The sequence below is a fragment of the Veillonella parvula genome (assembly GCF_002005185.1).
Lineage (GTDB): Bacteria > Bacillota > Negativicutes > Veillonellales > Veillonellaceae > Veillonella > Veillonella parvula_M.
The window spans coordinates 1,835,130-1,848,460 of record NZ_CP019721.1 but is presented as its reverse complement, the minus strand read 5'-3'; the positions used below and the strand labels follow the sequence as shown (position 1 = coordinate 1,848,460).

At 40.2% G+C, this 13,331-nt stretch carries 7 protein-coding genes and 1 pseudogene; 7 read left to right on the top strand and 1 reads right to left on the bottom strand.

The window, feature by feature from the left end; genetic code table 11:
• Positions 1 to 7 precede the first annotated feature (7 nt).
• The 7 genes and pseudogenes from B1A77_RS08530 to B1A77_RS08500 all read left to right on the top strand — a co-directional run bounded on the left by B1A77_RS08530 (position 8) and on the right by B1A77_RS08500 (position 11,040).
• Positions 8 to 730, top strand: coding sequence for an ABC transporter ATP-binding protein (locus tag B1A77_RS08530; protein WP_004696122.1), 723 nt, complete (start codon positions 8 to 10; stop codon positions 728 to 730).
• Positions 723 to 1,933 (top strand): annotated as a pseudogene (locus tag B1A77_RS08525) (ABC transporter permease). The gene B1A77_RS08530 and the pseudogene B1A77_RS08525 overlap by 8 nt, the downstream one beginning before the upstream one ends.
• A gap of 225 nt (positions 1,934 to 2,158) precedes the next feature.
• Positions 2,159 to 2,623 (top strand): PaaI family thioesterase, encoded by a 465-nt coding sequence (locus B1A77_RS08520; RefSeq protein WP_077708498.1) that lies wholly within the window; start codon positions 2,159 to 2,161, stop codon positions 2,621 to 2,623.
• 36 nt (positions 2,624 to 2,659) lie between these two features.
• On the top strand, positions 2,660 to 3,682 hold the full coding sequence (gene pheS / locus B1A77_RS08515) for a phenylalanine--tRNA ligase subunit alpha (RefSeq protein ID WP_012864477.1): 1,023 nt from the start codon (positions 2,660 to 2,662) through the stop codon (positions 3,680 to 3,682).
• A gap of 9 nt (positions 3,683 to 3,691) precedes the next feature.
• A complete protein-coding gene (gene pheT, locus B1A77_RS08510) occupies positions 3,692 to 6,136 on the top strand; it encodes a phenylalanine--tRNA ligase subunit beta (RefSeq protein WP_077708497.1) in 2,445 nt (814 codons plus the stop codon).
• An 88-nt stretch (positions 6,137 to 6,224) separates the two neighbouring features.
• Positions 6,225 to 8,648 (top strand): U32 family peptidase, encoded by a 2,424-nt coding sequence (locus B1A77_RS08505; RefSeq protein ID WP_077708496.1) that lies wholly within the window; start codon positions 6,225 to 6,227, stop codon positions 8,646 to 8,648.
• Positions 8,649 to 8,661: 13 nt separating this feature from the next.
• Positions 8,662 to 11,040, top strand: a complete 2,379-nt coding sequence (locus B1A77_RS08500; RefSeq protein WP_077708655.1) for an endonuclease MutS2 — start codon at positions 8,662 to 8,664, stop codon at positions 11,038 to 11,040.
• Positions 11,041 to 11,193: 153 nt separating this feature from the next.
• Here the strand turns inward: B1A77_RS08500 and B1A77_RS08495 are convergent, their stop codons facing one another.
• Positions 11,194 to 13,284 (bottom strand): transglycosylase domain-containing protein, encoded by a 2,091-nt coding sequence (locus tag B1A77_RS08495; protein WP_077708495.1) that lies wholly within the window; start codon positions 13,282 to 13,284, stop codon positions 11,194 to 11,196.
• Between the last annotated feature and the right edge of the window lie 47 nt (positions 13,285 to 13,331).

Sequence of the window (13,331 nt, the reverse complement as noted above, 5' to 3'; positions counted from 1 at the left end):
GGTGCTTATGAACCAAACAGTAATTGACATACAAGGGATTACAAAAACCTATGTGAATGGCAAATTATCAGTACCTGTTCTGCATGGCATTGATTTAGTTGTCAATAAGGGTGAATTTGTATCCATTATGGGGCCATCTGGATCTGGTAAATCAACCTTTATGAATATTCTCGGATGTTTGGACCGACCTACAACTGGTTCTTATCGACTCAATGGAGACGAGGTTGCTACCTTATCTGATGATGAACTTGCGTATGTACGTAACAAACAGATCGGTTTTGTATTTCAAAGCTTTAATTTGTTGACAAAATTGACAGCCCTAGAAAATGTAGCGCTTCCTATGATTTATGCCGGTGTAAATAAAAAGATGCGCATTGAACGGGCCACTCAATTATTACAGTCTGTCGGCTTGGGCGAGCGTATGGACCATTTGCCATCCGAGTTGTCTGGTGGGCAACGTCAACGCGTGGCGATTGCTCGTGCATTGGCAAATAATCCTGCTATTATCATGGCTGATGAACCGACAGGGAATCTTGACTCCAAGTCAACCATTGACGTTATGAACATCTTTCGAGGCCTTCATGATGAAGGCCGTACGATTCTTCTAGTTACACATGAACCGGATATTGCTACGTACGCGAGTCGTAATGTAGTCTTGAAAGATGGGATAATCGTAGAGGATTCGATCAATTCTAATATGACTCCTATAAAGGAGGTGCCTAATGTATAAAGAAAGTTTTCTAATGGCATGGGCTTCCTTGATTGCTAATAAATTGCGCTCCCTTTTGACCATGTTAGGTATCATTATCGGTGTAGCAGCTGTTATTGCCTTGGTATCTATCGGTAATGGGGTGAAGCAAGATATTGAGGATTCTATTTCTAGCTTAGGCTCTAACTTGTTGGTAGTTCTGCCAGGGGCACCGCGGACGCCAGGTGCTAGATCTTCGCAGGGGTCCATGAAATCGTTGAAAATATCTGACTATGAAGCTATTGCTAAGTTAGAAGGTGTAAAAGCCGCCAGTCCTATGACAAATGGCTCTTATGTGGTGATTTATCAAAATAAAAACTGGACTACATCTGTTGCGGGGGTTAATTCTAACTTTCAGGACGTAAATAATTGGACTATGACATCTGGTCGATTTTTCTCCGATAAAAATGTTCAGAACCGAGAACGTGTAGCGGTTGTGGGACAAACGGTAGTAAAAAATTTGTTTGCTGATGAAGATCCTGTAGGCAAGGAAATCCGTGTTAAAAATATTCCATTCCGTGTCATTGGTGTTCTCAAAAGTAAAGGGAACGGAACCATGGGTAATGACCAAGACGATACGGTGTTAATTCCATATACAACATCAATGGAGCGCGTAGAGGGCATTGACTATCTTCGCAGGGTGTATGTTGTGGCTAAGGATGATGGGGGCATTGATCGTTTGCAGGCAGATATAGAGAATTTGTTGCGTGTTCGTCATAATATAAAAGATACAAATTTGGATGATTTTAATATTCAAAATATGAAATCTATTATGGAAACAGTGGCTCAGACGACGGGAACATTTACGTTATTCCTAGGGGCTGTAGCTGCGATTTCACTCGTTGTAGGTGGTATTGGTATTATGAACATCATGCTTGTATCTGTAACGGAACGGACTCGAGAAATTGGCGTGCGTAAAGCTTTGGGGGCTACGTATAGCGTAATTGTTACACAATTCTTAATAGAAGCTGTTGTAATCAGTTTGATGGGGGCTTTATTGGTATTGCTTTCGGTATAGGAGCCTCAAAAGTAATCGGAATGGTATCTGGAATGAGTACAATTGTATCTGTTCCAACAATCATAATGTCCTTTGCCTTTTCTATGGCTATTGGTTTGATTTTTGGTATATACCCAGCCCGTAAAGCGGCTAAGCTCAATCCAATCGATGCATTGCATTATGAATAGTTTTGAATTTATAAATGTGTTTTCTTAAGAACATACCATATAATTAGATAGAGTTATTCGCATATGGTGCGTTGCATGATACAATATGTATGATGTAACGCACCATTTTTATATGTTTGTATTGAATTTTTACATTTAACTATAAAGATTTTCATACAGGTAATGTAATAGACTTAGTATTCAGATTAGTTAATCTATGAGTATGTATATAGAATGGAGAACCTTATGGCTACAACATTGTTAGAATATTTCAACGAATTACGAGATCAAAACCCATTTTCTTGGGTAAAAGATTCTGCGATTACAGCAGTGGAACCAGGTCATGCGGAAATGACATTGCAAACAAATGAAACAGATTACTGCAATTTTAGAGGGGATTTGCATGGTGCCGTATGTATTGGCTTAGCAGATAGTGTGATGGGGACTGCTTGTTTTACATTGGGAAAATCTGTTAGCACCATTGATCTTAATGGTAACTATGTGAAAGCTGTTAAGGGCGGTGCTGTATTGCGTGGTGTAGCCAATGTAGAGCACAATGGTAAAACTACTATGGTTGCTACCGCTCGTATTTATAATGAATTAGGTGAACTTGTTCACTTGGCACGGGGTACATTTTTTGTACTAGAAGAGAAGCCATTACCTGATTTACCATGGCGTTTTATTGAAGAAGATAACCCTGATTTGGTATAATATAAGTTAGACTTTTACAAATAGGAGGATGCTTGAATGGAACAAGAATTACAACGTATTAAGGCAGAAGCCCTTGATGCCATCAAAGGCGCTGCTGATCAACAAGCGTTGCAAGATATACGTGTTAAATATTTAGGTAAAAAAGGCGAGGTAACGGCTTTATTAAAAGGTCTTGGTAAATTATCTCCAGAAGAACGTCCTAAAGCGGGGGCCCTTGTTAATGCTGTTCGTGAAGCGTTAGAGGCTGAAATTGATACGGTTAAAGCTCGTATGGAAACTGCAGAGTTAAATGCTCGTTTAGAAAAAGAGCGCATCGATATTACATTACCTGGCCGTGCACAAAAAGCTGGTCATATCCATCCATTAACAAAGGTTAATGAAATGATTGAGGACTTCTTCATGAAAATGGGGTATACCGTTGAAGAAGGTCCAGAAGTAGAGCAAGATTACTACAACTTTGAATGCTTAAACTTGCCTAAAGATCATCCTGCACGTGATATGCAAGATTCCTTCTATATTACAGAAAACTTCTTATTACGCACGCATACATCTCCAGTACAAGCTCGTACAATGCAACGTCATGAACCTAATAGCCCAATCCGTATGATTGCGCCTGGTAAGGTTTACCGTTGGGACTATGATGCGACTCATTCCCCTGTATTCCATCAAGTGGAAGGTCTCATCATCGATGAGCATATTACATTTGCTGACTTAAAAGGCACATTAGAGTCCTTCTTACGTCACATGTATGGTGATGACACAAAGGTACGTTTCCGTACAAGCTTCTTCCCATTCACAGAGCCATCTGCAGAGGTAGATATTTCTTGTGTAATGTGTGGTGGTGAAGGTTGCCGTGTATGTTCTCATACAGGCTGGCTTGAAATTTTGGGCTGCGGTATGGTTCATCCCGATGTATTACGTATTAATGGGTACGATCCTGAAAAGGTTAAAGGCTTCGCCTTTGGCATGGGCGTAGAACGTATTGCTATGCTTTTATATGGCATTAACGATTTACGTCTATTCTTTGAAGATGATGTACGATTCTTGGAACAATTTTAGGAGGAACTCATGAAAGCAAGTTTACAGTGGATGAACGAATACGTGCCTGTGGATATGAATCGTCCTGCTCAAGAATTGGCCGATGAATTAACACAAGCTGGTATTCCTGTAGAAGATGTCATTGCTATGGATAATGGCATTAAGAAAATTTATACTGGTAAAATCGTGGAGATTACAAAACATCCAGATGCAGATAAATTACAAGTATGCCAAGTTGAATGCCTTACAGAAGAAGGCGAACCTGTTACAAAACAAATCGTAACGGCTGCTACTAATGTTGCAGTAGGTCAAATCGTGCCTGTAGCGTATCATAAATCTCGCTTAGCAGATGGTACAGAAATTAAAAAAGGTAAATTGCGTGGCGTTGTTTCTGAAGGCATGTTCTGTTCCGTTGCAGAATTTGGTATCTCTAGCGACTTAGTATTGCCAGAAGAAGCTCAAGGAATTTACATTTTCCCTGAAGGAACACCAATTGGTCTTGATGTAAAAGATGTTTTAGGCTTAAATGATACAGTATATGAATTTGAACTCACCGCTAACAGAGCTGATTGCTTCTCAATGGTTGGTTTGTCCCGTGAATTTGGAGTCATGACAAATCAAAAAGCTTTATTCCCTGTTATTATGGTTAACGAGAATGGCGAATCCATTGAAGGCAAAGCATCTGTATCTATCGAAGCTGATGACCTTTGTACGCGTTTTACAGCTCGTGTAGTAACTGATGTTAAGGTTGAGCCATCCCCATTGTGGATGCAAAACCGTTTACGTAATAGCGGCATTCGTCCTATTAATAATGTAGTAGACGTAACAAATTATGTTATGTTAGAACTTGGTCAACCTATGCATGCCTATGATTATGATCATGTAAAAGGTCATAAATTAGTGGCGAGACGTGCTAAAAATGGTGAAGTGCTTGTTACACTTGATGGTTCTGAACGCGAATTGAATGACTCCATGCTTATCATTGCTGATGCTGAACGTCCAGTAGGTGTAGCAGGTATCATGGGTGGCTTTGATAGTGAAGTGACAAACGAAACGACCACAGTTATGTTTGAAGCTGCTGTATTTAATGGTCCATCTATTCGACGCACTGCTAAAGCTCTTGGCATGCGCTCTGAAGCATCTGGCCGTTTTGAACGTGGTGTAAATCATAAATACACCGCCTATGCTATCGACAGAGCGGCGCAATTATTGCAACAAATTTGCCCTACTTGTAAAGTTGATGTAGGCGTTATCGATGTATATAAAAATCCTGTAGAACAACATACAGTTACTTTCACAGCAGCACAAATCAATGATTACTTGGGTACAAACATTGAAAAAGACGAAATGGTTCGTATTTTGACAGCCCTTGAGTTCGTTGTAACCGAAGAGGGCGACAAGTTGTCTGCCCTTGTTCCAACATGGCGCGGTGATGTAACCGTGATGCCTGATATCGCTGAAGAAATAGCTCGTATTTACAACTACGATAATATTGCGCCTACAATTCCGGTAGCCGTATTGTCCTCTGGTGGTATGACACCTAAAAAAGCGCTTACTAAAGAGGTAACTCATGCATTAGCTAAATTGGGTATGACTCAAATCATTACCTTTAGCTTCATGCATAAAGATGGCCTTACTAATATGATGCTTTCTGAAGGGGATAGTCGTTATATAGCCATTCCAATCTTAAACCCTATTTCTGAAGAATTCCCTTATATGCGTACAACATTGGTGCCGGCTGTTATCGAAGCAGCAAAACGCAATATTGCACAACAAAATAAGGATCTTTGGTTATTTGAAACAGCTAATGTGTATGAACCAAAAGATTTACCTTTAACAGAAGTACCTCATGAACGCCCTATGGCTTGTGGTATATTGATGGGCAAGGCAAACCAAGCTGGTTGGAATCAAGCAGAACGCACTACAGATTTCTATGATGTAAAAGGTATTGTAGATGCGTTGTTAGCTGAGCTAGGCATTACAAGCTATGAAATTAATCGTGGCACTGAGCCATACTTCCACCCAGGTGTAAGCGCACAATACGTAGTCGATGGTAAAATGATTGCTCAATATGGTGAATTACATCCACAAGTGAGCAAAAACTTTGATTTACCTGGCAAAGTATATATGTTTGAAATCGATTTAGAAGCCGTATTATCCTTAACGATTCCACCGTTCCGTTATACATCCTTCAGTAAATTCCCAGGCACTAGCCGTGACCTTGCCATCGTTGCACCTGTGTCCGTATCTAGTGGTGAAATTTTATCCATCATTAAAGAACATGGTGGAGAATATTTAGAAAGTGCGTCTATCTTTGATGTTTATGAAGGTGAACATATCGAAGCAGGTTACCGCAGTCTCGCATACAACTTACAATTCCGCTCTATGGAAGGTACGTTGAATGATGAGGATATTGACGGTAATATTCAAGCTATTATTGATGCATTAGCAGAAATTAACTGCAAATTACGTTAATTTTAAGCAGTATATTGAAAGGGTTTACCATATGGTAAACCCTTTTAGTACTATAGTTATGCCTTTAGTTAGGTAGAAAGGACTGTCCATGGAATTATTGGCTCCTGCCGGTACGATGGAAAACTTTATAGCCGCTTTAGAATCTGGAGCAGATGCCATTTATCTTGGTGGCAAAGGTTTTAATGCCCGAGCTCATGCAGCAAACTTTGGAATTGAGGAATTAACCGAGGCTATTCGCTTGGCCCATATTCTAGATGTGTCTGTATATGTAACGGTAAATATCCTCATAGGTGACTCCGAATTATCTGCTCTTGAGGCATATTTAAAGGACTTAGAGCGCATCGGCGTGGATGCTATCATCGTTCAAGATTTAGCAGTGGCTAAATTGGCGCAGCGAGTGGCTCCTAAATTACACTTACATGGCAGTACACAAATGACTGCAGCTACGCTCGATGCGGTTCGTTTTTATGAAAGTCTCGGTTTTACACGTGTCGTTTTAGCTCGTGAATTGAGCCTCGCTGAAATTGAACATATTTGCAAGAACTGTACAGCTGAAATCGAAGTCTTTGTACACGGTGCGTTGTGTGTATGTTATTCTGGTCAATGCTTAATGAGTTCTTTCATCGGTGGTCGCAGTGGTAACCGTGGTGCTTGTGCACAGCCTTGTCGGTTGCCTTATGAGCTATTGGATTCTTTAGGTACTAGCTTGTTGCCAAAACACGAAGCCTATCTATTAAGTCCAAAGGATCTTAACTATAGTGAATATATGAATGAACTTGTGGCGGCCGGTGTTACGTCCTTTAAGGTAGAAGGGCGTATGAAAAAGGTTTCCTACGTGCGTCAAGTTATTGGAACCTATCGTCATATTTTAGATACGGCTCATATAGATTCTACTGATGCCGATGCATTAGCTTCTGGATTTAATCGTGGATTTTCTACGGATTATTTAACAGACCATGTAGGAAAATCAATGATGACCGTGGTGGCCCCAAATAATCAAGGGAAATTGATTGGCAAAGCAGAGGTCAAAAAGGGTCAAGTTCATTTATTCCTAACAGAACCAATTGAAAAAGGATCACTCTTAAAGGTCATGCAACGTTCTGGTAGTATTACGTACTATCAAATCGATCAGAACTGGTCTCTAGTGGATGAAAAGCATATTGTAGGTAAACCGGATGAAGGCTTTGCTGCGGGGCAAGTATTCCTTACATCAGGCCCTAAAGCTCAAAAGCAACGGGGACTACAAGATTTTACTGCTAAATTAGAGGTACATGGTTATCTATCTATTAATAATGAACGAGAAATACCTTGTACAGAACTAACCTTTGTATTGAATGATGGTCGTACTGTGACAGTATCTAACGAGTTTGAACCTGTTTATGCTAACAATAAACCGACTACATTAGAGAAGGTTAGAGATCAAGTAGGTAGATTAGGGAATACATTCTTCACACTAGGCTCTATGGCTATTCCTGATGGACCGTATATGTGGCCTGCTAGTGTTTTAAATGCATTGCGTCGCGATGCTGTGGAGGCGCTAGAAAACTTGTTGATTAAAGACCATGAAACAGCTTGGGCAGAACGTGCTGTAGAACCCCGAAATATGTCATCGTTAGTAGCTAAAAGTAAGGTTCAATACACAGAGCCTATGGTGAGTGCTCGCGTTGATGAACTTGATGGTGTAAAAGCAGCGATCGAAGGGGGCGCTAAGAAGATTATCTTCGGTGGTGACCGTTTGCAACGTAAGCCTTATAAAATTAGCATCTACGAGCAGGTAGCCAAACTTTGTAAAGAGCATAATGTGCTTTGTGTATTTGCTACGCCTCGCGTCGTTAAAGATGATGAGGTAGACGCGTACATGAATACGCTTAAGGCCATAGTTGAGTCTAAACCAGATAGCATTTCTATTCATATGCCACAAGCTCTATTATGGCTTCGTGAGTTAGGGTATTCAGGTGCTATTGAAGCTGATACAGGTCTTAACATATTCAATGGCTCTGCACTACAAGTATGGCAAGCTTTTAATATGAGTAGTATAGCTCCATCCTTAGAGTTGACCTTGGCACAATTAGTAAACTTACAAAAATCTGCTCATTTGCCATTAGAGGTAATGGTACACGGTTATACAGAAATGATGATTTCTGAGTATTGTGCCATCGCTAGTTTTGTGGGCACTGGCAAAAAGGAAAACTGTCCTATGCCATGTGTAACAGAGGACTATGCATTGAAGGACCGTAAAGGGGAAGTGTTCCCATTGCGTACCGATCCTTATTGCCGCATGCATATCATGAATAGTCATGAAATGGATATGCGTGCTTACGTGCCCGAGTTACATCGTAAAGGTCTACATATCTTGCGCATCGATGGGCGTCATATGGATCCACATCGATTGCGTAACATTGTAGTAGATTATGTATCTATTCAAAATGGAACAAAAGAGGCTCCTCCTAAGAGCGTAGGCAAGGATGATACGCCTATTACAAGGGGCCACTATTTTAGAGGTATTTTATAAAAGAGGTAGTACATTGTTTAACGAAGATGTATTAGACTTTCACCATATAAAAGAACAATTACAACAACATTGTAGTTCTACCATCGCTAAAGAATTAGCGATGCACATTGAACCGATGACAGATGCCAAGACCATTCAAGAAAACCTTAATGAGACGGCAGAAGCCATGCGTTCTTTGCAAACAGAGGTAGAACAGCCGTTAGGCGGTACACGCGATATTCGTGAATCTTGCAAGAAGAGTCGCAAAGACTTTGTTCTTACACGTGAAGCCTTGTGGGACATTTATTTGACCATTGGTGCTTATAAGCGCATGACAAAGTTCTTTAGAACGAAATATATGGATTATCCATTGCTATCCCTATGGGTACAGGATATGCCGAATACAGATCGCATTGAAAACCGTTTTAAACGCGTCTTTGATGAAAAGGGGGAATTGCTTGATACAGCGTCTCCTAAATTGGCGAGCCTTAGAAATACGATTATCAAGACTCGTGAAAAGATTAAAAATGATATTCAAGCTATCCTGCATGATAAAGATAATCAAAAGTATTTCCAAGAAACCATCATTACGCAGCGTAATAATCGTTACGTAATTCCTGTAAAACAAGAGTATCGCCAATACTTTGATGGCCTTATTCACGACCGTTCTGCAACGGGTCAAACACTTTACATTGAACCGATGCGTTTGGTGAATCTAAATAATGAATTACAAGAGGCTTTGATTGGTGAAGAGCAAGAGGTCTTGCGTATTTACCGCGAGTTATCGGCTCTTGTCAAACAACATAGCAATGATTTGATGGATGCTTGTGAAAAGGTATCCCATATCGAATTTGTATATGGTAAGGCAAGTCTTGCTATTTCTTATAAAGGTGTACCAGCTATCTTGAGTACTGACAGAACTGTTAGTCTCATGAGAGCTCGTCATCCATTAATTCCAACAAATATGGTAGTGCCTACGAATATTCAATTAGGTACATCATATCGTATCCTATTAATCACAGGCTCTAACACAGGTGGTAAAACAGTATCCCTTAAAACATTAGGCCTGTTGAGCTTGATGAATCAATGTGGTCTATTTATCCCTGCCGATCACGGATCTATGTTACCAGTATTCCATAATATCTTTGCCGACATTGGAGACGAGCAAAGTATTGAGGCCAGCCTTAGTACGTTCTCTGCTCATATGACACAAGTTATTTCCATCATCAAACATTGTGGTCCTAACGACTTAGTTTTACTGGATGAACTTGGGTCTGGTACTGATCCAGAAGAAGGTAGTGCCTTAGCTGTATCTATTCTTGAATTCTTCCGTAAAAAAGGTGCCCTTATGATGGTGAGTACCCATTATAATGAGCTTAAAAATTATGCATACCATACAGAAGGTATTGAAAATGGCCACGTAGAGTTTGATGAGCGTACCTTAAAACCTACATATCGACTCCATATCGGCGTAGCCGGCAGTAGCCATGCTTTAAGCATAGCTGCACGTTTAGGCTTACCAAAAGACATTGTAGAACGCGCAACAGAGTATAAATCTCAATTTGGTAGTCATGAAATGGAAGAAGTTCTTTCCGACTTAAACGAACAACTCCGTAAAGCCTCTGAACGTGAAAGAGCGTTAAAGAAAGAACTTGATGAAACACGTCGTATGCGTGGCCAACTAGAGAAGGAAAAGAAACAGTTTAATGAAAAACGTAAACAAATCTTAGCCAAAGCTCAGGCCGATGCAGAATCCATGAAACGTAGTTTACGCGTTGAAGGGGAAGCGATTATCAAGCAATTGAAAGCGCAATTCTCTGAAACAAATAAGGATAAGCGTCAATCGGCTATTAATGCAGCACGTAAGAGGATTTCTAGTGTTCATGTACCAGAAGCTCCAGTGGATGATGATCGTAAGTCGTTAACCGCAGATGCTATTAAGGTTGGCCAAGCTGTTTATGTTACGTCCTTGCGTTCGTTGGGTACTGTGTTATCTATCAATGGTAACCGTGTAAATGTTGATATTAATGGACTAACAGCTACCGTTAAGGTTAGTGAATTACAATCAACTACACGTGAAGAAGGCAATAAACTAGCACGTGAACAAAAAGAAGCCATGCCTAAAACAAGAAAACGTATGGGTGGCTCCGCCGTACAACGTCAAAAAGAGGTTCGTACTGAAATCAACATTCTTGGCCAAACAGTAGATGAAGCGACCGTTTCTGTAGGTAGATTTATTGACCAAGCTTTGCTTGGTGGTGTTAATCAAGTGCGTATTATTCATGGTAAGGGTACAGGTGTATTACGTGAAGGCGTTCACCAATATTTACGTACCTTGCCTCATGTAGCGCACTTTGAAACAGCCGGTTATGATGAAGGTGGTGCAGGGGCTACGAATGTAGTTCTTAAATAAAAATATAATTTTCAAAATATTGTATATGGAAATAAAAAGGTAGTAAGCTCCTAGGGCTTGCTACCTTTTTGTATAGATAATATTTGGATAGTAAATATGTATAAAAGAAAGGGCGGAACACTGAGTTCCGCCCTTTTAGAAACTACTGTTGAATTAGCGTTCCTTTTTGGACTTTTTATTTTTCGATGAATTTGATTTTTGTTCTGTAACCTCTTCTTTTTGAGGCTTGTCATTACTTTTTATCTTTTCATCTGTTGTTTTGCCTGTATCGTCTTTCTTATCTGCTTTTTCGTCCTTTTTATCTTCTTTTTTAGGTTGTGCCTTTGCAGGATTGACGTAACCTTCAGAGATTGCTGATTGTGCGCTAGCTGGGACAGGGAAGTCAGAGGCTGGAGTATTGGCAAGAGCATTGGACATGAATTGCCCCCACATAACAGCAGGTGTGCTACCACCTGTAATACCGTGTAATGTTTCGGTGCCGTAGTCATCACCAATCCAAACGGCAGCTACTAAATCTGGAGTGTAACCTATGAACCAAGCATCTTTGGAATCATCAGTAGTACCTGTTTTACCTGCTGCAGGACGACCGATGGCTGCATTACCGCCAGTACCGCCATTTATAACAGATTCTAGCATATTAGTCATGATGGCCGCATCTTTTTCATCAATAACACGTTTTTCTTGGATAGAGTTTTCTTCTACAACTTGGCCGTTGCGATCTACAATTTTAAGGATAGCTGTAGGTTGAACCTTGATACCGCCATTAGCAAGTACACCGTAAGCCTGTACCATATCAAGAGGTGTAACACCATGAGTTAAACCGCCAAGTGCTGTCGATAAGTTGTAATCTTGATCAGTTAGAGTAGAGATACCCATTTCTTTAGCAAGATTAATAACTTTAGTCATACCTACTTCATCGGCAACTTTTACAGCTGCTACGTTGCGAGAATGTTGTAATGCGTAGCGGTATGTAATATTACCTTCGTAGTCGTTTTCATAGTTTTTAGGACTCCAATTACCGAAAGTAACAGGACTATCATCAACTATAGAACCAGGAGTTTTACCTGATTGAATAGCCGCTAAGTAAACGAAAGGTTTCATAGTGGAACCAGGTTGACGTTCTGCTTGTGTAGCGCGGTTGAAAGCGTCATCACCGCGTCCACCGACCATGGCTACAATGTAACCATTGTGAGGGTTCATAGCTACTATAGCACCTTGTGGTTGAGATAATCCATTTTTATCAGTGTAGTAATTAGGCAAGTTTTGCATTGCTGCAACTGCAGCATTTTGTGCATCCATATCGAGAGTAGTATAGATTTTTAATCCATCTTTATAGATGGCATCATCGCCGTACTTTTCAGAAATTTGAGAAATAACATAGTTAATGAAGTAAGATGCATTAGATTTCTCATGAGCTTGTTCTTGTTTAGCTATCAAACCTAAATCTGCTTGGCGAGCTTCGTCAGCTTGCTCTTGTGTAATATAACCATATTTTACCATTTGGCCCAATACGACGGCTTGACGTTTTTTACTAGCCTCCAAATCATTAAATGGGGAGTAATAGTTAGGGCTTTGTGGTAAACCAGCAATAAGTGCCGCTTGTGCAAGTGTTAACTCACTAGCATCCTTACCAAAATATACATGAGATGCAGATTGTACACCGTAAGCACCTTGACCAAAGTAGATTTGGTTCATATACATTTCAAGGATTTCATCCTTGGTGTAATGTTGTTCAATTTTAAGGGCTAATAAAGCTTCGGAAATTTTACGTTTTAATGTTCTATCTTGAGATAAGAATGCATTACGAGCTAACTGTTGAGTAATTGTGGAACCACCTTCAGATACGCCGCTATGGACAATGTTTACCCATACGGCACGTAAAATACCAATTGGGTCAATACCATGATGCGTATAGAACCGAGAATCTTCGGTAGCTACAAAGGCATTCTGTAAATCTTTTGGTACATCCTTTAGAGGTACTGGTAATCTATTTTCTGTGGAGTGAACCGTAGTAATGAGATTGCCGTGCACGTCATAAATCTGAGACGATGCAGAAGGACGTACATTGGATACATCCGGTAGATTTGATAATGTGGCACTTATGAAACCACAGCCACCACCGGCTACGATGAGTATAAAGAGAAGTGTACAAATCCAAAATAGACGCTTAGGATTTGTTTTCTTCGGTGTAGAACCATTACCATTTGAGCGGCGATTGGCTCTCGTATTTGAGTTACTACTCATAGAGTCACCTCTTTTTTCTTTTAGTAAATATAACGTAAATTCTATTA